The organism is Gelidibacter japonicus, assembly GCF_010725055.1.
Classification (GTDB): Bacteria; Bacteroidota; Bacteroidia; order Flavobacteriales; family Flavobacteriaceae; genus Gelidibacter; species Gelidibacter japonicus.
Genome location: NZ_BJKB01000004.1, coordinates 48,086 through 73,074 on the forward strand (window position 1 = coordinate 48,086; position 24,989 = coordinate 73,074).

Annotated in this window: 18 protein-coding genes; 13 read left to right on the forward strand and 5 right to left on the reverse strand. The window is 37.7% G+C overall.

Features of this window, described 5'->3' with window-relative positions:
* The first annotated feature begins 256 nt into the window (after positions 1-256).
* Together rbfA and G6N06_RS05650 are read left to right on the forward strand one after the other, a co-directional pair.
* Positions 257-652, forward strand: coding sequence for a 30S ribosome-binding factor RbfA (gene rbfA, locus G6N06_RS05645; RefSeq protein ID WP_163515098.1), 396 nt, complete (start codon positions 257-259; stop codon positions 650-652).
* Positions 653-1,855: an ABC transporter permease gene (locus tag G6N06_RS05650; protein WP_163515099.1), complete on the forward strand. Its 1,203-nt coding sequence runs from the start codon at positions 653-655 to the stop codon at positions 1,853-1,855. It abuts the gene before it with no gap.
* Between the two features lie 318 nt (positions 1,856-2,173).
* On the opposite strand, the gene dusB is transcribed toward G6N06_RS05650, so the two are convergent.
* The gene (dusB, locus tag G6N06_RS05655; RefSeq protein WP_163515100.1) at positions 2,174-3,166 is read right to left on the reverse strand and encodes a tRNA dihydrouridine synthase DusB; all 993 of its coding nucleotides are present in this window, start codon (positions 3,164-3,166) and stop codon (positions 2,174-2,176) included.
* A gap of 162 nt (positions 3,167-3,328) precedes the next feature.
* Here dusB and G6N06_RS05660 point away from each other — a divergent pair, with 162 nt between their 5' ends.
* From G6N06_RS05660 to G6N06_RS05670, 3 genes are all read left to right on the forward strand, one after another.
* Complete coding sequence (locus G6N06_RS05660; RefSeq protein WP_163515101.1) at positions 3,329-3,571, forward strand: hypothetical protein; 243 nt, start codon at positions 3,329-3,331, stop codon at positions 3,569-3,571.
* A gap of 471 nt (positions 3,572-4,042) precedes the next feature.
* Positions 4,043-4,786, forward strand: a complete 744-nt coding sequence (locus tag G6N06_RS05665; RefSeq protein ID WP_163515102.1) for a prolipoprotein diacylglyceryl transferase — start codon at positions 4,043-4,045, stop codon at positions 4,784-4,786.
* Complete coding sequence (locus G6N06_RS05670; protein WP_163515103.1) at positions 4,776-6,170, forward strand: radical SAM protein; 1,395 nt, start codon at positions 4,776-4,778, stop codon at positions 6,168-6,170. Before G6N06_RS05665 ends, G6N06_RS05670 begins: the two co-directional genes overlap by 11 nt.
* Before the next feature lie 339 nt (positions 6,171-6,509).
* On the opposite strand, the gene G6N06_RS05675 is transcribed toward G6N06_RS05670, so the two are convergent.
* Entirely contained in the window at positions 6,510-7,736 is a 1,227-nt protein-coding gene (locus G6N06_RS05675; RefSeq protein ID WP_163515104.1) for a M20/M25/M40 family metallo-hydrolase, read from the reverse strand.
* A 168-nt stretch (positions 7,737-7,904) separates the two neighbouring features.
* On the opposite strand from G6N06_RS05675, the gene G6N06_RS05680 reads away from it, so the two are divergent.
* Positions 7,905-9,008 carry a TolB family protein gene (locus G6N06_RS05680; protein ID WP_163515105.1) on the forward strand — a complete coding sequence of 368 codons (1,104 nt, stop codon included), beginning with the start codon at positions 7,905-7,907 and terminating at the stop codon, positions 9,006-9,008.
* 82 nt (positions 9,009-9,090) lie between these two features.
* On the opposite strand, the gene G6N06_RS05685 is transcribed toward G6N06_RS05680, so the two are convergent.
* Positions 9,091-11,517, reverse strand: coding sequence for an outer membrane beta-barrel family protein (locus G6N06_RS05685; RefSeq protein WP_163515106.1), 2,427 nt, complete (start codon positions 11,515-11,517; stop codon positions 9,091-9,093).
* A gap of 148 nt (positions 11,518-11,665) precedes the next feature.
* Here G6N06_RS05685 and lepA point away from each other — a divergent pair, with 148 nt between their 5' ends.
* From lepA to G6N06_RS05700, 3 genes are all read left to right on the forward strand, one after another.
* Positions 11,666-13,462 carry a translation elongation factor 4 gene (gene lepA / locus G6N06_RS05690; RefSeq protein ID WP_163515107.1) on the forward strand — a complete coding sequence of 599 codons (1,797 nt, stop codon included), beginning with the start codon at positions 11,666-11,668 and terminating at the stop codon, positions 13,460-13,462.
* A 1,406-nt stretch (positions 13,463-14,868) separates the two neighbouring features.
* The gene (locus G6N06_RS05695) at positions 14,869-16,272 is read left to right on the forward strand and encodes a glycogen synthase (protein ID WP_163515108.1); all 1,404 of its coding nucleotides are present in this window, start codon (positions 14,869-14,871) and stop codon (positions 16,270-16,272) included.
* Positions 16,273-16,274: 2 nt separating this feature from the next.
* A complete protein-coding gene (locus G6N06_RS05700; RefSeq protein WP_163515109.1) occupies positions 16,275-17,537 on the forward strand; it encodes a glucose-1-phosphate adenylyltransferase in 1,263 nt (420 codons plus the stop codon).
* Between the two features lie 33 nt (positions 17,538-17,570).
* Here G6N06_RS05700 and G6N06_RS05705 read toward each other — a convergent pair whose 3' ends face one another.
* Together G6N06_RS05705 and G6N06_RS05710 are read right to left on the reverse strand one after the other, a co-directional pair.
* Positions 17,571-19,460: a cation:proton antiporter gene (locus G6N06_RS05705; protein WP_163515110.1), complete on the reverse strand. Its 1,890-nt coding sequence runs from the start codon at positions 19,458-19,460 to the stop codon at positions 17,571-17,573.
* 137 nt (positions 19,461-19,597) lie between these two features.
* Positions 19,598-19,951, reverse strand: coding sequence for a DUF202 domain-containing protein (locus G6N06_RS05710; RefSeq protein ID WP_308469744.1), 354 nt, complete (start codon positions 19,949-19,951; stop codon positions 19,598-19,600).
* Positions 19,952-20,114: 163 nt separating this feature from the next.
* Between G6N06_RS05710 and G6N06_RS05715 the strand changes: the two genes are divergently transcribed.
* The 4 genes from G6N06_RS05715 (at position 20,115) to rnpA (ending at position 24,975) form a co-directional block, all read left to right on the forward strand.
* On the forward strand, positions 20,115-20,978 hold the full coding sequence (locus G6N06_RS05715; RefSeq protein WP_163515111.1) for an MBL fold metallo-hydrolase: 864 nt from the start codon (positions 20,115-20,117) through the stop codon (positions 20,976-20,978).
* A 12-nt stretch (positions 20,979-20,990) separates the two neighbouring features.
* Positions 20,991-22,607 (forward strand): S8 family peptidase, encoded by a 1,617-nt coding sequence (locus G6N06_RS05720; protein WP_163515112.1) that lies wholly within the window; start codon positions 20,991-20,993, stop codon positions 22,605-22,607.
* Positions 22,608-22,623: 16 nt separating this feature from the next.
* Entirely contained in the window at positions 22,624-24,516 is a 1,893-nt protein-coding gene (locus G6N06_RS05725; protein ID WP_163515113.1) for a M1 family metallopeptidase, read from the forward strand.
* 75 nt (positions 24,517-24,591) lie between these two features.
* Complete coding sequence (gene rnpA, locus G6N06_RS05730) at positions 24,592-24,975, forward strand: ribonuclease P protein component (RefSeq protein ID WP_163515114.1); 384 nt, start codon at positions 24,592-24,594, stop codon at positions 24,973-24,975.
* Positions 24,976-24,989 lie beyond the last annotated feature (14 nt).

Sequence of the window (24,989 nt, forward strand, 5' to 3'; positions counted from 1 at the left end):
CCTGCGAAGGCAGGAATCTCTTCTTATCCATTTTCCTGTTTTTCGATTCCGCTCAAGATAAACTCCAGAGGGAATCTCTTTTTAATTAATCCAAAGCTGAATTAGCTCCTTGGTAAGACGCTTCCAATCCAACTTTATGCTTTCAAAAATACGATATTCCTTAAATATGCTCTATTTTTGCAGGTGATAAGCCCTAATTGGCTTTAATTTAATAATTTAATTCAAGAGTTGATGCTCTTTTTTATAAAAACGAATCATGGAAGAAAGTCATAGACAGAAAAAAATAGGAGGCATTTTGCAGGTAGACTTGGTAGACGTGCTTCAAGGTGCAGCCACTAAAGGTGGTATGCGCGGCATCATCATTTCAGTAAGTAAGGTGAATGTAACGGCCGATTTATCATTGGCCAAAGTATATTTAAGTATTTTTCCTAATAAGGCAGCTGCAGATTTGCTGGTCGGGATCCGTTCCAACACGGCGTTGATTCGTCATGAATTGGCACAACGCACGAGACATCAACTCCGTAGAATGCCCAACTTGGAGTTTTTTATTGATGATTCCCTCGAATATATTGAGCGTATTGATAAATCTTTAAGAGGCGAAGAGAACCCAATCAGGGACGCTGATTTACTGGACAAACGTAAAAAAAAGTAATTGAATTTTTCGCTTTACATCGCTAAGCGATACCTCTTTACCAAAAGCAGTAATAATGCCATCAATATCATGACCATTATTGCTGCTTCTGGTGTGGTGGTTGCCGCTGCGGCTTTGTTTATTGTTCTTTCAGGATTCGCAGGCTTAAAGGATTTTAGCCTTGAATTTTCTTCTTTTGTAGATCCTGACCTCAAAATTCTTCCTGCTCAAGGAAAATCATTTTTACTTACGGAAAAAGACTCCACTACATTATCAAAAATCGAGGGAATTGCATCCTATTCGAGAATCATTGAGGAACGGATCATTATAGAATTCGATAATAAGAATTTATTGGCTTCCTTAAAAGGGGTGGATGAACATTATTTGGAGGTGACCAGCATTGATTCCATGATCATCCAAGGCCAATGGTTTGAAAAAGGCAGTGGCCAATTGGTTTCCGGCTGGGGCATTGCACACAAACTATCTTTTGGGGTGTTGGATTATGGAAAAGCGCTCAACATCTACGTTCCTAAGCCGGGAGTTGGGCAGATCACTTCAATAAAAGGGGCTTTTAATTCCTTGAACATGGTCAATATTGGCGTTTTTGATGTGAATGAAGATCTCAACGGTACTTATGTTTATACCGATATCGTAAACGCACGCTACTTGATGGATTACGCCAACAATCAAGTGACCAGCATTGAAATAAAACTTCAGCCAAATGTTGATGAAAGAACAGTTAGAAAAGCTATTTTACATCATTTCGATACCGATGTCATTATCAAGAATAGAGCACAACTGAACGATTCACTCTACAAGATGTTAAATACTGAAAATTTGGTGGTCTATCTCATTTTTACTTTGGTGATCATCATCGCCTTATTTAATGTGATTGGCGCTTTGATCATGATGATATTGGATAAAAAAGGTTCCTTGCATACCCTTTATAATATTGGTGCAACAACCAAAGATATCCGACGTGTGTTCTTCCTTCAGGGGAGTTTAATGACTATTTTAGGTGGATTTGCCGGTGTTTTGATCGGTCTTATCCTTGTGGTGCTGCAACAGCAATTCGCATGGGTAATGATCACACCTTCGCTCCCATATCCCGTTAAAATTCAAATCGTGAATATTCTATTGGTTTTGGTAACCATTGCGGTTTTAGGATTGATCGCTTCCAAGATTGCTTCCGAACGGATCAATGAAAAGTTGATTAGGAATTAGGGTTCGGGGTTCGGGGTTCCGAGTTTCAAGATTCAGGGTTCAAGATTCAAGATTCAGGATTCAGGATTCAGGATTCAAGATTCAAGATTCAAGATTCAAGATAAATTTTATCGACTCGAGCGTGACTTGGCACTGAAAAACTTACCATTTACTTTTCAACTGTATGGAAGGTGAAATCCTTTTGATACTGTTTTTTTTACGATTAAATCTTCCAAAACATCAATCGTCATCAATATTTATAGGTTCAAATGTACTCTACTACCCACTACCATCTACCCTCTTCAAACTTCGTGCTTCGTGCTCCCAGCTTCCAGCTATTTACACAAACTCATAGCCAGCAAAAGCTCCCAGCACCTCATCAAACGCTGCAAATACATCTGACGCGTCGTCACTCGTCACCATTTTAGTACGATATTCCTTAAAGTTTGGAATGCCTTTGAAATAGTTGGTATAATGTCGTCGGGTTTCAAAAACTCCTAATTTTTCACCTTTCCAATCGATAGCCATTTGAAGATGTCTTCTTGCGGCATCCACGCGTTCTTCCAACGAAACTGGATCCAAATGTTCACCCGTATTGAAGAAATGTTTGACTTGTTTAAAGAACCAAGGATTCCCGATACTGGCTCGGCCAATCATACACCCATCCAATCCGTAAACATCACGCATTTCCATGGCTTTTTCAGGAGTGTCTACATCGCCATTGCCAAAGACAGGGATATGCATGCGCGGGTTATTTTTCACCTCAGCGATTGGTCCCCAATCGGCATTGCCTTTATACATTTGCGCGCGCGTGCGTCCATGGATGGAAATAGCCTTGCAACCCACATCCTGCAAACGCTCAGCAACCTCAACAATTCTAATCGAATCATGATCCCAACCTAAACGGGTTTTTACGGTGATGGGCAAATTGGTACGTTTAACCATTTCTTCCGTAAGTTTCTCCATCAGGCACACATCTTTCAAAATGCCCGCACCAGCGCCTTTGCTCACAACTTTTTTTACGGGACAACCAAAATTGATGTCAATAATATCAGGATTGGATTTTTGGACAATATCAATAGTTTTCAACATGCTGTCCAAGTTGGCTCCAAAAATCTGAATGCCAACTGGGCGCTCTTTTTCGTAGATATCCAATTTCATAATGCTTTTTGCGGCATCACGAATCAATCCCTCACTGGAGATAAACTCGGTATACACCACATCGGCACCATTCTCTTTGCACAAGGCTCTGAATGGTGGGTCACTAACGTCTTCCATAGGTGCCAAAAGCAATGGAAAATTTGGAAGTTGTATGTCGCCTATTTTTATCACTGTATAAATTTTAGTGCAAAATTAGCTTTTTTTCTGCAAATGCAGTTATTTAAGACCAAACAGGTTTTGGAAACCTGTTTGGTCTATAGTAATAGATTCTACTTTTTAACCCTTTCATGTTTAATTCTTTTCCTTATAATAATATTTCGTAAATTTGATATTATGACTTTAGAAGCTAAAAAATTAGATTTAATAAGTTGGCTGACATCATTGCAAGATGATGCCATCATCGCCCAATTATATGCCATCAAAAATGATAGCAATTCTGATTGGTATGAGCAACTTTCCAAGGTTCAAAAAAAGCAAATTCAAAAAGGTCTGGACGATTTAGATAATGGCAGAACCATTACACACGATGAAGTCATGCTGGCGGCAAGACAGAAAATTGAGCAACTCAAAAAGTAATTGATGCAAATAACTTGGTCTATTGCTGCCAAAAATTCTTACTTAAATATTATTGAGCAACTATTTGATACATGGAATTTAACCATTATTGAAAGATTTGAAAATCAGGTCAATCTTTTGCTTCATAACCTATCTTTCCATAATCATATATGTCCAAAATCGATATTCAAAGATTTACATAAGTGCGTTGTCAATAAGCATATTTCCTTAATATACCGTTTAAAAAATGAAAATTCCATTGAAATTGTAATGCTTATTTTTAATAAACGTGACCATGTGTTCTAACCTTTCCGTCTTTAATTCCTTTTCAGGGATTAAAGCTATTTCCCCTTAAAAATCACAATTAATTTTTGATACTTTTTATCATGAAATCTCCATTAAGAAGGAATGGATTGATCTCGAATGAACTAGATGAATTCAATGTGGTTTTCAAAATTTATCCTAAATTTCAAAGTTCTAAACATTGCTATTTTGACCATCCCTTTTGAGCCTTTGCTATTTGGTTACCAAATCAATATCCATTTGATCTTAGAATATTTGGCGTTTTTTATCGGCTTCCGATATTATTTGTATTTGCGAAAAGGGACTGAAGACTCCATTTCTTCCATGAATCGCTTATCCATCATTTTGGGTGCAGTCATTGGTGCCTTGATAGGATCTCGATTGGTTGGGTTTTTAGAAAACCCGATATTTGAATTTACTATGGTCAACCTCATTCAGCTTCTAAATACCAAAACCATTATGGGTGGACTCTTTGGCGGCTTATTGGGTGTTGAGTTGGCAAAAAAAATCATTGGCGAAACCAGCTCTTCTGGCGATTTGTTTACGTTTCCAATTATTGCTGGCTTATTTATTGGTCGGATTGGCTGTTTTTTATCTGGAATCAATGAGTTCACTTATGGTAAAGTGACTTCATTCTTTATGGGAATGGATTTAGGTGATGGCTTAAAACGACATCCCATTGCCTTATATGAACTGATGTTTTTAATACTGTTGTTCCTCTTCCTAAAACAGCTCCAAAAACATAAAAATTTAGAAAGTGGCATGCTCTTCCAATATTTTATGATCAGCTATTTCAGCTTTCGATTTTTCATCGAATTTATAAAACCTAATATCTTTTTTGTAATTGGATTGAGCAGTATTCAAATTCTTTGTCTAATTTGTTTGCTTTATTACCACAAAACCATCATAAATCTGTTCCAATATGCCCGTTAGAAAATATACTTATTACGATTTCACCTTGAGTCTTTGTCATGTGTGCTTGAAACGTGTGGATGCCAAGATCGTCTTTGAAAACGGCAATGTGTTTATGCTAAAACGCTGCAATGAACATGGTAACAGTAAAGTGTTAATAGCCGATGACATTGAATATTACAAGAATATTCGCAACTACAACAAACCCTCTGAAACGCCTTATATTTTCAACACCAAAACGCATTATGGCTGTCCTTACGACTGCGGCTTGTGTCCCGATCATGAGCAACATTCCTGTTTGAGTATTGTAGAAGTGACGGATCGGTGCAACCTCACCTGCCCTACCTGTTATGCCGGTTCTTCCCCTACTTACGGCCGTCATCGGACCTTGGAAGAAATCAAGAAAATGCTTGATGTCATTGTAAAAAACGAGAAAGAGCCTGATGTGGTTCAAATTTCAGGAGGTGAACCCACCATCCATCCACAATTCTTTGAGATTTTAGATTATGCCAAAACACTTCCCATCCGACATTTGATGCTCAATACCAATGGAATAAAAATTGCGAAAGACAAGGCGTTTGCGGCCCGATTAAAAACCTATGCGCCAGACTTCGAAATTTATTTACAGTTCGATTCTTTTGAGGACAGCGTCTTGCGCGAACTGAGAGGCGCAGATTTGGCAGCCATTCGTCAGCAGGCATTGGATAATTTGAATGAACTGAATCTCTCGACAACCTTGGTCGTTACCCTTCAGAAAGGTTTAAATGATCATGAAATAGGAAAAATTATAGATTTTGCCCTAAAACAAAAATGCGTGAGGGGCGTAACGCTTCAACCCACGCAAATTGCTGGCCGACTAGAACATTTTAATCCAGAAACTGATCGGATGACTTTAACGGAAGTGCGACGTAAAATTTTAGAGCAAACAGAGGTTTTCAATGGTGATGATTTATTACCCGTGCCTTGCAATCCTGATGCTTTGGTTATGGGTTATGCCTTAAAATTAGGTGACGAAGTCTTTCCTTTGACCCGCTATATCAATCCGAATGATTTATTGGACAATAGTAAGAATACTATAGTTTATGAACAAGATGAAATGCTGCACGGCAAGATGATCGAGTTGTTCAGTACGGGGAATTCCGTTGAAGTTGCCGAAGAAAATCTAAAATCGATTATGTGCTGCCTCCCCAATATTGAAGCACCCAATTTAGGTTATGATAACTTGTTTAGGGTGATCATCATGCAATTTATTGATGCCTATAATTTTGATGTGCGTGCCATAAAAAAGTCGTGTGTGCATATTGTGAACAAAGATTATAAGATCATTCCTTTTGAAACCATGAACTTGTTTTACAGAGATGACAAAAAAGACTATTTAGAAATTTTAAAAGTTCAAGCCTTATGATATTTATAGAACCAAATTTTGATGGTTTGTTGACCGCTCTTATTATAATAATGGTAGGGCCTTCAATTGTATTGGCGATTATAGGTAGCATTCTTTATTACAATCAAAAGAGAAAAGCCGCAAAGGTTTTTTTTATTTTGGCCGTAATTTATCTCGTCATCAGTTTGGGGATATGTGGGGTTCTAATATCGTCTTAACCAATCTAATTTTTTGATAACTAAACCTATATACTTTCGCCGTTAATGTGACGACGGGAACCAAATGAGTTCTGGCCAAGGACATCGCATATAAATTACCAGTAGGCTCTTCGCATCTTTCTCCAGGAGATATGGTAGTTTTCTAAAACTCCAAATCCGCTTCAATTTTTTCGCCATTTCTATCCACTACCACTTTGGTCCGATCACCTTCCTCAAAAACAGAAAGTGCACGCATATAGCCATAAATGTCGGTAATGGTGCTATCGCCCAATTTAATGACCACGTCACCTTTTAACAATCCCGCTCTGGAGGCAGGCGTGTCTTCCCTCAGCCCATCAATCCGCATGCCTTTTCCATCAAACAAATAATCTGGTACCACGCCTAAGCCTACTTTAAATCGCGCCATTTCCCCGCTGTCGTCCTTTGTTTTTCTAAAGGCTAATTTTCCGCTATTGTCAAGCTCTGCAATCACATCAAAAATATAATCTGAAATGAGTTCCATGCCTTCATAATTCAATTTATCGGCATCATCACTCGGTTTGTGGTAATCTTCATGTTGTCCAGTAAAGAAGTGAAGCACTGGGATATCGTTTAAATAAAATGAGGTATGGTCAGAGGGGCCTACGCCAGATTCATCTTCAACCAATTTGAAGCTCTTGTTGACCGCATGCAAGACTTGTTTGAAGCGTGGAGACGTACCAGTACCATATACTGCCAAAGTACTATCGGCTTTTAACCGTCCAACCATATCCATGTTGATCATATAGTTTGCCGTATTGATATCAAAAGTGGGATGTTTCACAAAATAATTACTCCCCAACAGTCCCATCTCTTCTCCCGAAAAGGCCATAAATAGGTAATTATTATTCGTGTTCGTTTTTTTTAGTTTTGCGGCTAAATTTAGAAGAACAGCAACGCCACTGGCATTATCGTCAGCGCCATTGTGGATGGCTTTATCCTTTTCGCGGTATAATGACCCTTCACCACCATATCCCAAATGATCATAATGGGCGCCAATAATAATTGTATTTTTTGCATTATTATCAATATATCCCAAGACATTGGTACCCGTAATCATGCTGTCGGTGGCTTGGCTTTCAAAAATGACTTCCGCATGCGGATCAGATTTAGGTTTAAAACTAAAGACTTGGAAATAGCCATCAGTTCCCTTGGGCTGCAACCCCAAAGCTTTGAAACGCTCTGAGATATACTTGGCCGCTTCCTGCTCACCTTTTGTACCGGTTTCTCTGCCTTCATAGGCATCTGAAGCCAAAACTGCGATATCATCCTTGATGCTTATTTCTTTGACGGTATCTTGTTTGCAAGATGTAATTAAAACTAAAAAAATTAATGCTATTATGGATTTCATGATTATATATGTTAATTTTATACAAAATTAGACATTATTTGTCGTTTTATTATCGAAACCTAAATTGTAAAAATGAAACATTTTAGGTTTTGATGGTTCAGACAGCCCCGATATTTGGCGGGATATTTAATTTATCACACTCAAACCACAGATTTAAACAATCATTTTATGAATCGCTTATTTATTGTTCTATTCCTATCCATCGTCGTTACATCTTGTAAAGACGAAAAGAAATCCAGTGCTCCAGTTGTTGAAAATATTGAAAGATCAGATACAGACTCGCTGATTTTTCCTGATGAAAAGCATTTCAAATCCTTAAAACAAATCACTTTTGGAGGTGATAATGCTGAAGCGTATTGGAGTTTTGACGATAAGCAATTGGTATTCCAATCCAATAACTCCAACTGGAACGTCAATTGTGACCAGATGTTTTTAATGAACGCTGACGATACTTTTGAGGATAAAATGCCACCTATGATCAGTACTGGAAAAGGCAGAACAACCTGTGCTTATTTCCTACCTGACAATAAACATATTGTTTACGCCTCTACACATTTAGGTGATGAAGAATGTCCGGATGCACCTTTAAAAAAGGACGGAAAATATATTTGGCCCATCTATGATTCCTATGATATTTTTGTTGCCGATTTAGAAGGGAATATCACAGCACAATTGACCAATGAACCCGGTTATGATGCCGAAGCTACGGTCTCTCCACAAGGCGATAAAATTGTGTTCACGTCCACTAGAAATGGCGATCTCGATCTCTATACCATGAATATCGATGGCTCAGATGTCAAACAGATTACTTTCGAGTTGGGCTATGACGGTGGCGCGTTCTTCTCGCCTGATGGCACAAAACTTATCTTCCGTTCGTCACGTCCAAAAACTGATGAAGAAATTGCAGAATACAAAAGCTTGCTCAAAGAAGGTCTGGTACAGCCTACCGAGATGGAACTGTATATCTGTAATGCGGATGGCAGCGATTTAAGACAGTTGACCAACCTTGGAAATGCCAATTGGAGTCCGTTTTTTCTCCCTGATGGTGAACGTGTTATCTTCTCTTCGAATTTTGAGGCAGAACGTGGTTTCCCTTTTAATTTATACATCATCGGAATTGATGGCAAAGGATTGGAACGTGTGACCCACAGTGATACCTTTGATGCCTTCCCAGTGTTTTCAAACGATGGCAAAAAACTCATGTTCTCTTCCAATAGACACAATGGGGGAACTAGGGATACAAATCTGTTTGTTGCAGAATGGCAAGACTGAAAGGATTGACATTCTGAAACAGCACTCTTCGAGATACAAATCTATTTGGTGCAGAATGGCAGGATTAAAGAAATGGATAGGATCAATTCTCCTTTTTCTCCAAACGTTCCGTTTCGGATTCAATTACCCGACGTTGGTTGGTCTCTAAGTTGGTATTACCAAATTTATATCGAAACCCTAACTTGATGGTCCGTGTATCTTGATCAAAAAAGGTCGAATTGTTTTGGTTCAGATAACGTGAACTGATATTAAAATCCTGTGTATTGAAAAGATCTGTAGCTACTAATGATATAGTGGCCTTATCCTTTAAAATCCTTTTCGAAATGGATAAATTTGACATTAACACATCTTTGACTTCCCTAAAGCCACTAATACTCTTGCTCAAATAAACTAAAGTGAAATTGGCATTCAAACTGCGGTCTTTTAAAAACGTAACATCGTTGCTCAAGACACTGTAATTTGACCATTGGTTCTTTTTAAACTCAGAACCATCAATTACACCTTGATCTTCGGCGTTATAGAATGAGGTTACAAAATAGACCGACCAGGGATCAACAATATTGAAATAGGTAATAAAATCAAGGCCGTACTCAACCGTTTTATCAAGATTTAAAGGTGTATAGGTCACAATATTGTTGACATTGTCCTGAAGTGGCAACTCAAAAATGTTATTGTGATATGTTTTATAATAGGCCTCAATTGTGTAAACTCCTTGACCTAAAGAAGTCCCCAATACCACATTATTGATTATAACGGGCTGCAAGTTTGGATTTCCGGTAACGATGGTCACATCGTTTAAATAAAATTGGAAGGGATTCAAACTTTGATAATCGGGTCTTCCGATGCTTCTTTTGTAATTGGTATAAAGCGAAAAATTATCTGAAAAGGCATAATTTAAACTCGCTGTTGGAAACCATTCCAAATAATCTTGTGTGTTGGTGACATTATCTATAGCTGAATGACCTTCTACCAATGTTTTTTCTACCCTTAATCCCGTCGTCAAACTTAGCTTTTCCCAATCTTTTGAAAAATTGGCATAACCCGCATAAATGGATTCATCATAGTCAAAAGCGTTGGTATTATTAGGGTCAATGGTTTCTGTTCCGTTGACACTATCAAATTGTGTGATGTCACTTGCACTTTGAATCTTTGAGCCCTTAGCCCCCATTTCTAAAATTGAAGCTTCATCGATAGGTAGGGTATAATCGGCTTTTGCAGTATAGATTTTAGTATCCTGATGGTTATCGGTTCTGTAGGCAGTACTTGCTAAAAAGCTATTATTCCTATCAAAGTAATTACTTTTTACGTTCTGATCCCGATTGTAATTATAAGTCGTGAAATGTGCGTTTGCCGAAAGCTTCTCTCCTGCTTTTTTAAATTGATGTACAAAATCCAGATCAAAGCCTAAATTGTATTTATCATCATTCGAAAAATTAGTGGCGTCAAAATAATAGTCTAAATTTTGGTTGGCATCAAAAACTTCTGTGTTATTTATGATTTTATATTCAAAATAAGGTAGAACCAACATGTTTGAAGATAAGCTTAGGGTGTTTTTTTCGTTGAGGCTATAATCAAAATTGAAGTTGAAATTATGGGTCTTTGACCAGGTGTTTCTATTGGTATTGGACATAAAGGTTTGGTCAATAGTATTGGATCCATCCAAGTAATTGACGACATCATCCTGGCCTCTATTGATTTTATCATGTGAATAGGTGTAGTTGGCAAAAAAGTCAATCTTTTCATTCTTGAAAAAGTGGCTCATGCCTCCATCGTATCTTGGAAAAACGCCCTGGGTGAAATTCGCAAAAACATTGCCCCGGTATCCGGTGACCAAATTTTTACTCATCACGATATTAATCACAGCACCGCTTTCGGCATCATATTTCGCCGATGGATTGGTAATGACTTCAACTGATTTTATAGAATTTGCCGATGAAGTCTCAAGCAACTGAACCAGCTCTTCACTACTCAAATGCACTTTTTTGTCATTAATATAGACCGTAGGGGTGGTGTTTTTTACCTGAATATTATTGTCCAGCACCAAAATACCGGGAGTGCTTTTCAGAACATCAAACATATTTCCCTCAATTAAAGCCGTGTTTTCAATATTAAACACCAATCGGTCAGCTTCTTTTATAAGCGTTGGTTTTTTGACGATAATATTTATTTCATCCAATTCCTCCGAGGATTCATATAACACAGTTGTTCCTAAATCTATCTCTTGATCTACGAAAACAGTTTTGTAAACATCGGTAAATCCAATAAAGCTAAATCTTATCAAATACGAGTCTGATGATAATTTATCGAAAATAAAAAAACCTTTATCATTGGATGATGCTCCCTTAACAACAGCAGAATCGGCAGCTTTCATTAAAATGATATTCGCAAACGCGACAGGTCTTCCGTCGATGTCATCTACGAATCCAGAAATACCATAATTCTGTGAAAAACCTAGAGCGGCCACTAGAAAAATAGTCAAAAATAGGAAGGTCTTCAAAAGGTGTTTCAAAGTAAATTTGGTTTAAATATGCAAGATATAAATTGTTTCACAAATAGAATTACGGTATTCCCGTAGTTTTCAATGTTTTTAGATAAATAAAAATCATCTAAAAGCGTAATAAATCAGTTATATTTGCACAATAGTTAGCCCTTTTTTTATGAAGAACATTAGAAATTTTTGTATTATAGCACATATTGATCACGGTAAAAGTACACTTGCAGATCGATTGTTGGATTTTACCGGTTCAGTAACCGAACGTGAAAAACAAAATCAGCTTCTGGACAGTATGGACTTAGAACGTGAGCGTGGTATTACCATAAAATCTCACGCCATACAAATGGATTATATCTATAAAGGCGAAAAATATGTTCTCAACCTCATTGATACGCCCGGTCACGTCGATTTCTCCTATGAAGTTTCCCGTTCAATCGCGGCATGTGAAGGTGCCTTATTGATTGTTGATGCGGCGCAAAGTATTCAGGCTCAAACTATTTCTAACTTGTATTTGGCTTTAGAGAATGATTTGGAAATCATTCCGATATTGAACAAAGTCGATTTACCAAGTGCCAATCCAGAAGAGGTCACAGATGACATTGTCGAGTTATTGGGTTGTAAACCGGAAGATGTCATTCATGCTAGTGGAAAAACCGGTTTTGGGGTGGACAATATCCTCGCTGCAGTAATTGAACGCATTCCTGCCCCAAAAGGTGATGTTGATGCTCCACTGCAAGCCCTGATCTTTGATTCCGTTTATAACACGTTTAGAGGAATTGAAACCTATTTTAGAGTATTTAATGGTGAAATCAAAAAAGGACAAAGAATTAAATTCGTCGCTACAGATAAAGAATACATTGCTGATGAAGTAGGTACCTTAAAACTCACTCAAATTCCCAAACAAAGCGTTAAGGCTGGGGATGTTGGTTATCTGATAACGGGGATCAAAACCGCAAAAGAAGTTAAGGTAGGTGACACCATTACTGATTTTGTCAGGCCTACCACCAATATCGTGGAGGGCTTTGAAGATGTAAAACCAATGGTTTTTGCCGGAATTTATCCAGTAGATACCGATGATTTTGAAGAGCTCAGAAATTCGATGGAAAAACTACAGCTCAACGATGCTTCCTTGGTTTTTCTTCCAGAAAGTTCAGCGGCATTAGGTTTTGGATTCCGTTGTGGATTCTTGGGAATGCTTCATATGGAAATTATCCAGGAACGATTGGAACGCGAATTTGATATGACGGTCATCACTACAGTGCCTAACGTATCTTACAACGCTTATACCAATAAAAACCCAGATGTCCCATTAATCGTCAACAATCCGTCTGACTTACCTGATCCATCAACGATTAACAGAGTTGAGGAGCCTTATATTAAAGCAACCATCATTACAAAATCGGACTTTGTGGGCAACGTCATGTCGCTTTGTATTGAAAAAAGAGGGATTGTAGTCAATCAAACGTATTTGACCCCAGAACGGGTGGAACTCACTTTCGAAATGCCTTTGGCGGAAATCGTTTTTGATTTTTACGACCGATTGAAAACCGTTTCAAAAGGCTACGCTTCATTTGATTACCATCCTATCGGAATGAAAATTTCCAAATTGGTACGTTTAGACATTTTACTAAACGGTCAGCCAGTAGATGCACTTTCAGCGTTGATCCACTTTGATAATGCCCAAAGTATAGGTAAGAAAATGTGCGAAAAATTAAGAGAATTGATTCCACGCCAACAGTTTGATATCCCGATTCAGGCTGCTGTTGGTGCCAAAATTATTTCGAGAGAAACCATCAAGGCACTTCGTAAAGATGTAACTGCAAAATGTTATGGCGGTGATATTTCGCGTAAACGTAAACTACTTGAAAAGCAAAAAAAGGGCAAAAAACGCATGAGATTGGTAGGGAACGTTGAAATTCCACAACAGGCGTTTATGGCTGTTTTGAAGTTGAACGATTAACCTCCAAAGTTCCTGCGGAGGCAGGAACCTCATGATGGAGAGCAAGTACTTGTTTTGATAGGCTCAAATTAACTTCATTCTTTTTATTAAAAGACTAAGATTAACTTCGTTGAACCTTATAACGGATAGAGAATACTTGACTTGTACAGCACAAATCAACTTCATTTCTTTTTTAAAACAATAAGATTATCTACGTTGAAACTATAGATTCCTGCCTTCGCAGGAATGTGGCAGAGGCAGGAACCTCATGATGAAGAGCCAGTGCTTGTTTTGTACCGCTCAAACCAACCCCTTTTGTCGAATAAAACATCAAGATTAACCACGTTGAAACTAAAGATTCCTGCCTTCGCAGGAATGTGGCGAAGGCAGGAACCTCATGATGGAGAGCAAGTGCTTGTTTTGTACCGCTCAAACCAACCCCTTTTGTCGAATAAAACATCAAAATTAACCACGTTGAAACTATAGATTCCTGCCTTCGCAGGAATGTGGCAGAGGCAGGAACCTCATGATGGAGAGCAAGTACTTGTTTTGATAGGCTCAAATTAACTTCATTCCTTTAATTAAAAGACTAAGATTAACTTCGTTGAACCTTATAACGGATAGAGGATACTTGACTTGTACAGCACAAATCAACTTCATTTCTTTTTTAAAACAATAAGATTATCTACGTTGAAACTAAAGATTCCTACCTTCGCAGGAATGTGGCAGAGGCAAGAACCTCATGATGAAGAGCCAGTGCTTGTTTTGTACCGCTCAAACCAACCCCTTTTGTCGAATAAAACATCAAGATTAACCACGTTGAAACTAAAGATTCCTGCTTTCGCAGGAATGTATGCATTTGTTCAATAAAACTGGGTAATTTCTGCTCTAATACATCAATATTGGTGAATACATTCACCAATTATCATGTTATTTGGTGAATTGAAATCGTTTTTCATGTTTGAGCGCGTCATAAAATCATCTATTATCAATAAAATTGGTAAAGGAAAAGCCATTGTGCTTATCGGTCCACGGCAAGTATGCAAGACCACATTATTGAATTCAATCCTAAAAGATAAAACACATTTATTTCTTAATGACGAGATCCAACAGTTAGGAATCTACTTCAAAATACCAACACAGAACGGTTAAAAACGATTATAGGCAGTCATAAATGAGTGTTCGTTCATGAAGCTCAGCGAATTGAAAATATTGGATTAACCTTAAAGCTCATCACCGATCAATTTAAAGCCGTCCAACTCTTGGTCAGCGGTTCTTCCGCATTCGAAACTTGATACCAAACCAAAGTAAATCTCATTAATACATCAAATTTTACTGATTTTATAAAGTCTTAAAATTTATTTTTTTTATAAGTATGTGATATGCTCAAATATTTTGTAGCTTTAAAGAACTAATAAAACTAACCAATGAACATATTTCATATCAGTGCGGAATGCTATCCTATTGCCAAGGTCGGTGGTTTGGGGGATGTGGTCGGCGCACTTCCAAAATATCAGAATAAATTAGGTGAGACCAGTAGTGTCATCATGCCCTTTTATAATAATAAGTTTACCCAATCCCATACCTTCAAAAGAGTCTTTAGTGGCCGCTTTAATTTAGGAAGACCCTTTGGTTTTGACATCCTCACACTTGAGGATAACACTTTGGGTTATGATCTTTATCTTGTTCATATTCCAGATTTGCTATATACTGAATATGTTTATTCTTCCAATGATACAGAGCGTTTTTTAGGATTTCAGATCGCTACTTTGGATTGGTTGGTCCAACTGAAAGAGCAACCAAATATTGTACATTGCCATGACCATCATACAGGATTGATTCCTTTTATGATGTCACAATCTTATGCCTACCATAAATTAAGAACGACCCCAACGGTTGTGACCATTCATAACGGGCAATACCAAGGCTGGTTCAGTCACAATAAAATACACCTCATCCCTCCATTCGATTTTTCTAAAGCCGGTTTATTGGATTGGAAACATCTCATAAATCCGTTGGCTTCAGCCATAAAATGCGCATGGAAAGTAACTACAGTATCTCCAAATTATATGGAGGAACTCAAATATGCGGCCAATGGCCTGGAAGATTTGCTACGTTACGAAAGTGGCAAGTGTGTGGGAATTTTGAATGGCATTGACGATAAGATTTGGGATCCAGCTACGGACGATAATTTAATTCAAAATTATTCGATAAAAACATCTGCCTCTGGTAAAAAGGCCAATAAACAATGGCTATGTAAAGAATTCAATCTCAATCCAGAACTTCCACTTTTTGCATTTATTGGACGTTTGGTAGGTGAAAAAGGTGCTGATTTGCTACCTGAAATTTTCAATAATTCATTGGTTCATAAAAATCTATCCATTATCATGTTAGGTTCCGGAGATTCTTCGGTAGAACATCAGTTGGATCAACTAAAATACCAGCATCCAGGTTATTACAATAACTATATTGGATATAACGAACGTTTGGCTCATATTGTTTACGCCGCGGCCGATTTCTTGGTAATGCCCTCACGTGTAGAGCCTTGCGGACTCAATCAAATGTATGCCCTACGTTACGGCACCGTTCCAATTGTTAACAAAGTTGGAGGATTAAAGGATACGGTAAGGGATTTTGACGATAACGGCTTTGGGATTTTACACGATGGTGCTACTGTACACGAAGGCAGCTTTGCCATTTTCAGAGCCATTAATTTTTACAACGATACCGATAGATTCAAAAAAAATCGTAACTTAATCATGAAAATCGACCATTCTTGGGATTCTTCGGCCCAGGCTTATATAAATCTTTATAATTCTTTAATTCTATAACTATGTACCACGACTCAGTAATTTCTATCATTTTAGGTGGTGGACAAGGCACGCGACTTTATCCGTTAACCGCAACACGTTCAAAACCAGCTGTTCCAATTGCTGGAAAGTACAGATTGGTGGATATTCCAATTTCCAACTGTATCAATTCGGAAATTAAACGCATGTTCGTCTTAACACAATTTAATTCGGCATCCTTGAACAAACACATCAAAAACACATATCATTTCAGTTTCTTTAGTCAGGCGTTTGTAGACGTTTTAGCGGCCGAACAAACCATGACCAGCAGCAATTGGTTTCAGGGTACTGCCGATGCTGTACGCCAGAATATGCACCATTTTTTAAATCATGACTTTGAATATGCTTTGATATTATCTGGTGATCAATTATATCAAATGGATTTTAATAAGATGTTGGATGCACACGTAGCGAGTAATGCCGAAATAACCATCGCCACCTTACCTGTGGTAGAAAGAGAGGCTACTTCTTTTGGTATATTAAAAACAGATGAGAACAGTATCATTACTTCCTTTATAGAAAAACCAGACGCCAGCCTGCTTCCCGATTGGACCTCTGAAGTTAGCGATGAAATGAAAGCTCAAGGGCGGAACCATCTCGCATCCATGGGTATTTACATCTTTAATAGACAACTTCTCATCGATCTTATGAACAATCCGGATACCAATGATTTTGGAAAAGAAATCATTCCGCAATCTATTGACAAGCATAAAACTTTAAGTTATCCATTTGAAGGCTATTGGACGGATATTGGAAATGTTGATTCATTTTTTGAAGCCAATCTGGGTCTTACTGATGAAATACCAGAATTTGATCTTTTCAATAATAAAAAACGAATTTACACAAGAGCGCGAATGCTGCCAACCACAAAAATAAGTGGTACAACGCTAAATAGAGCGGTCATTGCAGAAGGTTGTATCATTAATGCTGCAAAAATAGAGCATTCCGTCATCGGAATACGGGCAAGAATAGGGCACGATTCCACTATTATCAATACCTATATGATGGGTAGTGATATTTATCAAACTCTTAACGAAGTGACCTCTTCATCTAAAATCCCAATGGGAATTGGAAAGCGTTGTTTTATTAAGAATGCCATTATTGATAAAAATTGCTGTATCGGAAATGATGTGAGAATCAATGTGGACGCGAATACAAAAGATAAAGAAACGGACAGCTATGTCATAAAAGAAGGAATTATAGTCATCAAGAAAGGTGCTACAATTCCTCATGGGACAGTGATTTAAACTCTCAAAAATAATTCAAATATTACACAGGCCTCAACTATTATCGTTTGGGGCTTTTTCTTTTTCTTGAGATAAGGTCTTTTCCTTCTGTATTTTCTCCACATCATAAGGTTTTCCTAAATACACCAACTTCCAACCCTCCGTAAATTTTTCGTTCTCAATATCAACATCTGAAATGATGTGCAATACATCCAATTCATCCTTCAAGAACATCGGGATGATATTCTCATCTTTTTCACTTAGATCGATCAAGCTTTCATAATGTTTTTTATCTTGAATGTCTATTTCATGAATGGCAGGATGTTTTCTCGTCGTTTCAGTTAAGGATATAAAATCGTCTGTTTGTATAAAAATATGCTCCTTTGGCACGTAATTAGGATCACTTAGTTCGTCTGCCGTAATCAGCCTAAAAACACCATTTTGCCCAAATTCTTTGCCGAATCTATTAATAGCAAATTGATTTATATCCGAATTTCCCGTTAACGCAATGATATAACCTATATCATTCAGTTCGATATTATCCTCCAAAGAGGCTTCATATACATTGGAAACAATGCCCTCCAAGCCTAATTCCTTTGCTTTGGAGATATTGATTTGATTGTTATCAAGAAGTACCACGCGCCTTCCATTTTTCTGTAAATAATTGCCGATAAGTCGGGAAGATTTTGAGGCACCCACAATTAAAATACCGTTTGCTTTTTTGAGAAACACTCCCAATAGTTTTGCGATATATCGAGCGGTCGTAGCGTTCAGTATAACAGTCCCCAACACAATCATAAACACGAGAGGTGTAATATATTCGGCATCTTGAACGCCATTTCTTGCCAATTTCAAACCAAATAAAGAAGCAATACCTGCAGCAACAATCCCTCGTGGTCCAACCCAACTTATAAAAATCTTTTCATTGAATTTTAATGTGGACTTATAAGTACTCCAGAGAACGCCAATCGGCCTCAACACAAAAACTACAACGGCAAATAGGGCGACCATATTCCAATTTAGCACTAGTCTTAAATCTTCCATATCAATATTCGCAGCAAGCAATATGAATAGGATAGAAACTAATAGAATGCTCAAGGATTCCTTGAAATACAATAATTCCTTTAAATAAGGTGAATTGGAATTACCCAAAACCATCCCCATAACCACAACAGCCAATAAACCAGATTCATGCGCAAATTCATCAGCCAAAACGAACACGCCCAAAACACTCGCCAGTGCGAACACATTGAGCAAATAATGCGGAATCAAGCGTTTGTTCATGATAAAATTCAGGCCGTGTGCAAAGGCAAACCCGAAGGTGCTTCCAAACAACACAATCTTTCCAAACTCAATAAATGCCGTTTTGGTAAAAGCGCCACCAACATCCACACTGATAAATTCAAACACCAATACAGCCACTAGTGCGCCTATGGGATCTATAAGTATGCCTTCCCATCTCAAAACTGCTGAAACATCCTGTTTTAGGGGTATATGTCGTAAAATAGGTGTAATAACGGTGGGTCCGGTCACCACAATCAATGCCGAAAAGAGAAAAGACATTTCCCAACTGAGATAAAAGATATAATGCGCTGCCACTGCGCCTCCAAAAAATGTAACTGTCGATCCAATAGTTATCAGCTTTGTAATAACTGGTCCAATATTTTTGATCTCTCTTACGCGTAGAGTCAATCCGCCTTCAAAGAGAATAATACTGATGGCCAAGGAGACAAAATAAAAAAGACTTTCACCGGGGAAAAGCCCCTTTTCCCCATTGTATATTGGCTGAATCCATTTGGTTCCGTCACTTGAAAGATATTCTGCGGCAAATGGGCCTACCAATAGCCCAATCAAAATTAGTGGAAGAATAGCTGGAATTTTCAACTTCCAAGCGACCCACTGCGCCAAAATACCTAATATGACAATTCCTGATAGTTCAACCATAAAATTAATTTATCTTATTTTCTGCGGAAAGATTGTAAAGTTATTTTTTTTGAACCAAACAGCCCTAATAATATCATAAAATTAAAAATGAAGGACTAAAACCGCACGGAAATTCGTTTATGGAACATAAAATATCTCTACTTGGTCTGTTTTTTAGATTCTGAATTGTAGTATAAAGTTTTTAAGCTTTTTTTGAGCACCATAAAACGATAGATGCCAATGATAAGGAAAATGGCGCTAAAAACTAAGGATAGCACCGCCAAATATTTGAAATCTGGAAAATTTTTCAACTGAAAAAAGGCAATTCCACCAAGCAATAAATACAGGGACGATCTGATATAGGATAATAAGGTTCGTTCATTTGCCAATCGAGTACGTTCTATCGCTAAATAATCTCTTAAAATAACCTCTTGGTCGGGTTTAAAATCACGTCCAAACCTCAAAAGTTTCATTTTACTTAGCCTCAAAGGAGCCGGAACAATTCTTTTCATAACTCTTTTTTATAAAATTATAATAATTTTCAGTGCTTTCAAATTATCAGAGTCGTAAGTTAGCTTCAATATGTTAAAAAACAGCCAATATCAATGTTCAAATCCTTCAAATTTTAAGTGTTTTAGTAATTTGCGAGTTTAACGATGGTTTAAAGTAACAATTATGCAATTATATCCTATTGAATCTGGTAATTTCAAACTCGATGGTGGGGCAATGTTTGGCGTAGTTCCAAAATCACTTTGGCAACGTACCAACCCTGCCGATGCCAACAATATGATTGATATTGCGGCACGTTGCTTATTGATTGAAGATGGCGACCGACTCATTCTGATTGATACTGGAATGGGCAACAAACAAAGTGATAAGTTTTTTGGCTATTATTTTCTATGGGGAAATGACTCTATTGACAATTCTTTAAAAAACTACGGATTTCATCGGGATGACATCACTGACGTGTTCATGACCCACCTACATTTTGATCATTGTGGTGGCAGCATCCAATGGAACAAAGACAAAACCGGTTATGAACCTGCATTTAAAAATGCACATTACTGGAGTAATTCCAAACATTGGCAATGGGCTACCCAGCCAAATAGACGTGAAAAAGCTTCTTTTTTAAAAGAAAATATCCTTCCAATGGAAGAAAGCGGACAACTTAAATTTACCTCTCTTCCGGAAAATCGACTTTTAAAGAATTCTGAATTGGGTTTTGATATCTTTTTTGCGGATGGCCATACCGATAAACAAATGATTCCACTTATCACCTATAAAGATAAGACCATCGCTTTTATGGCCGATTTACTGCCAACTGCTGGCCATTTGCCACTGCCATTTGTGATGGGATATGACACGAGACCTCTCTTGACTTTAGATGAAAAAGAAGAGTTTCTCAATAAAGCAGCCGATGAGAATTATTACTTATTTTTGGAACATGATGCCCATAACCAAATCATCACGGTAAAACACACAGACAAAGGGGTCCGTCTGGATAGGACCTATACTACAAAAGATATATTTACAAATTAATAGATAGATAATATGAAATTATTTAAATCATTCGCAATTGTTGCGTTTGCAGCAAGTTTCCTCTTTAATTGTGGTTCCTCTAGTGGTGTTATTTCAACACCAATAGAAAATATTGACACATTACCACTAAAAGTTTCTGAATTGACCGAAGCTGAAAAGCAACATTGGGGACATTTGGATTTGAAAAGAGATACCATTCCTGGGATGAGTGTTGATAGAGCTTACGATGAAATTATAAAAAACAAGAAAGGTAGCACCGTTATTGTCGCAGTTATTGATTCAGGAATTGATATTGACCACGAAGATCTACAGGGTTCCATTTGGACCAATACAAAGGAAATTCCAGGCAATGGAATAGATGATGACAACAACGGTTATGTTGATGATATCCACGGGTGGAACTTTCTTGGCGATGGCTATAATGAGCAACTGGAATATGTACGCTTATTGGCAAGTGGTGATACATCACATCCGCGATATGCAGAGGCTAAGGCTGAACGCGAATCGGAATACACCAAATACCTAGGCATCAAAACCAATTATGAGCAGTTTTTGCAACAAATCACCAACGCCGACGATGCCTTGCAAAAAGAAACAAAAAAAGAAAACTATACAAAGGAAGATGTGGACGCCATTAGCACAAACAATCAGACCTTAAAGCAATACATTGCTATTGCAAAATACGTGTACAGCATGGACTTTGATAGCCTTAAAGATGCAATAAAAGATATAAGTGAAGGCTTGGAAGATATTACTGACCGTCTTAACTATAACCTTAATGTCGATTTCAGAGGTCGTAAAACAGGAGACAACCCTGATGATATGGTGGAGAAATTTTATGGCAACAACAACGTTAAACCTATCAAACCATCGGAAAGCCATGGTACCCACGTTGCTGGTATTATTGCTGCGGGAAGAAATAATGGGAAAGGGGCAAATGGTGTTGCAAACAATGTCAAAATAATGAGCATTAGAGCGGTTCCAAATGGTGATGAATATGACAAGGACGTGGCATTAGCTATTAGATATGCCGCAGACAATGGTGCACAAATTATCAACACCAGTTTCGGAAAATACTACTCACCACATAGTGATTGGGTAAGAGATGCTATTGTTTATGCAGCTTCCAAAGATGTGTTGATTGTAAATGCCGCAGGCAATGAAGCCGCAGATTTGGATACCAAAGATGTCTATCCTAACGATGCCATTGGCACGGGGCCCGAAGTTTCAGATAATTTTATTAGTGTGGGATCTTTGGATCCAAAATATGGTTCTGGAATGATTTCAAGCTTTTCAAATTACGGTAAGATAAACGTTGATATTTTTGCTCCTGGAGGAGAAATTTATTCAACCTACCCTGAAAATACCTATAAATCAATTGGTGGAACCTCTATGGCCTCTCCGGCCGTTGCAGGTATTGCGGCATTGATTCGTTCGTATTATCCAAAATTGACAGCCCCACAAGTCAAGAAAATCATAATGGATTCTGGCTTGGCCCTAACCACCAAAGTTATGATTGGCGGCGATCCATCAAACGTAAAACCATTCAGCGATCTTTCAAAATCGCAACGCATTGCCAATGCGTATAACGCACTGATATTAGCAGAACAAACGGCAAGAAACCTTTAATTAAATTATATTTAAAATGAAAATCACTTTTGCTTTAAGTCTTAGTATAATTTTGCTCATGCCACTTACCAAAGGGCATTCCCAAAATGAGACACTGCCATCTTCCAATCCACACTATTGGCAACAACATGTGGACTATACCATGGAAATTGATATGGACGTTAAAACCTACAAATATACCGGTACCCAAAAATTGGTGTACACCAACAATTCGCCAGATGTTTTAAATAGGGTTTATTATCATTTATATCCCAATGCCTTTCAACCAGATAGTGAAATGGATGCAAGATTGAAAAGCATTCCAGATCCGGATGGGCGAATGGTCAATAATTTGGGCACTAAGGCAGATCCTATTTACGAGAGTAGAATTAGCAAGTTGGGACCAGATGAAATAGGCTATATCAATGTCAGCTCATTGACTCAAGACGGCAAAAAGGTGCAACATGAAACTCAGGGCACTATTTTGATCGTTACTTTGGATAAACCTATCCAACCAGGAGGAAAAACAACTTTCGATATGGTCTTTGATGCCCAGGTACCAGTACAAATTCGTCGTTCAGGAAGAAACAACAAAGAAGGAGTTGCATTGTCCATGTCGCAATGGTATCCGAAATTGGCAGAATATGATGATGAAGGTTGGCACGCAAATCCTTATATCGCAAGAGAATTTTATGGGGTTTGGGGAGATTTTGATGTCAAAATAACCATCGATAAAAATTATATATTAGGTGGAACAGGCTACCTTCAAAATCCCAACGAAATTGGCCATGGCTATGAAACTGGCGAAGTCAAGAAACAAAGAGGTAAAACCTTGACTTGGCATTTTAAAGCGCCAAACGTTCACGATTTCACTTGGGCTGCAGATCCAGATTATATCCATGACAAAAGACAGATTGAAAACGGACCTATGTTGCATTTTTTATATAAAAAGACGATGCCAGAGGTTAATCTCGAAAACTGGAAAAAGTTACAACCAATTACTGAGCAGTTAATGGATTATTTTAGCACCCATATTGGCGATTATCCCTACGATCAATATTCAGTGATACAAGGTGGTGATGGTGGTATGGAATATGGTATGTGCACACTTATAGTGGGCGAGGGCAGCATTAGTGGTTTAATCAGTGTTACGGCCCATGAATTGGCCCATAGTTGGTTCCAATTTGTATTGGCCAGTAATGAGAGTAAACATTCTTGGGTAGATGAAGGATTTACCAGTTATATCCAAGATAGAGCACTAGATGCCATTACCGGCACCAATAGTGACAATCCTTTTGCAGGATCGTATCGCTCCTATATTTCAATCGCCAATTCTGATAGAGAACAACCACTATCTACACACGCTGACCGTTTTGCTTACAATCGGGCATTTTCAGTTGCATCCTATAGCAAAGGCGCCTTATTTTTATCGCAGTTGGGATATATTATGGGAGAAGAAAATCTTGATAAAACGCTCAAACAGTATTATAAAGAATGGGCCTTTAAACACCCAAAACCAATGGATTTCATTCGCATTGCCGAAAAAGTTTCCGGACTTGAATTGGATTGGTACTTAACCGATTGGACCCAGACTACCAATACCATTGACTATGCGATTAAAAATGTAGATTCTGAAAATAATAAAACCACGGTAACCTTAGAACGTATAGGATTAATGCCAATGCCTTTGGATCTTGAAATTACTTATGTTGATGGTTCAAAATCAGTGTTTTATATTCCATTGAGAATGATGAGAGGTGTAAAACCAACTGCTCATACCACAACAGTTTTATCGAATTGGGCTTGGGCATACCCAACCTATACATTTGATATTGGAAAACCAAAAAATGATATTAAGTCCATTACCATTGACCCAAGAGGATATATGGCAGATGTCAACAGAGAAAACAATGTATTAAACGTCAATTAAATTCAAAATTACTATTTTAAAACCGCTTCTTACAAGCGGTTTTTTTATTCTGCAAAGTATTACCTTTGCTGCCCTATGGATCAGTCATTTAGAAAAATCGAAAAACTTAAAGGCCAGAAGCTTATTGAAAAACTCTTTTCTGAAGGCCAGTCTGTAGCTGCTTATCCATTGCGATTGGTATATTTAAAGACCAATTTTGACGATCCTGTAAAAATAAAGACGGGCGTTTCAGTAAGCAAACGGAATTTTAAAAAAGCCGTTGATAGAAATAGAATAAAGCGCTTGATGAGAGAGGCTTATCGACTTAATAAATCGGAATATTTTAACAACATTCCTGATCAATATGCGTTTATGATTTTGTACATTGGTAAGACCCAAACAGATTTCGAAACTGTTTCGAGAAAAATGAAAACCCTAATGGACGCCTTTTTAAAACAACAATCCCTCCTTAAAACTTAAATTTTTGAGACGAA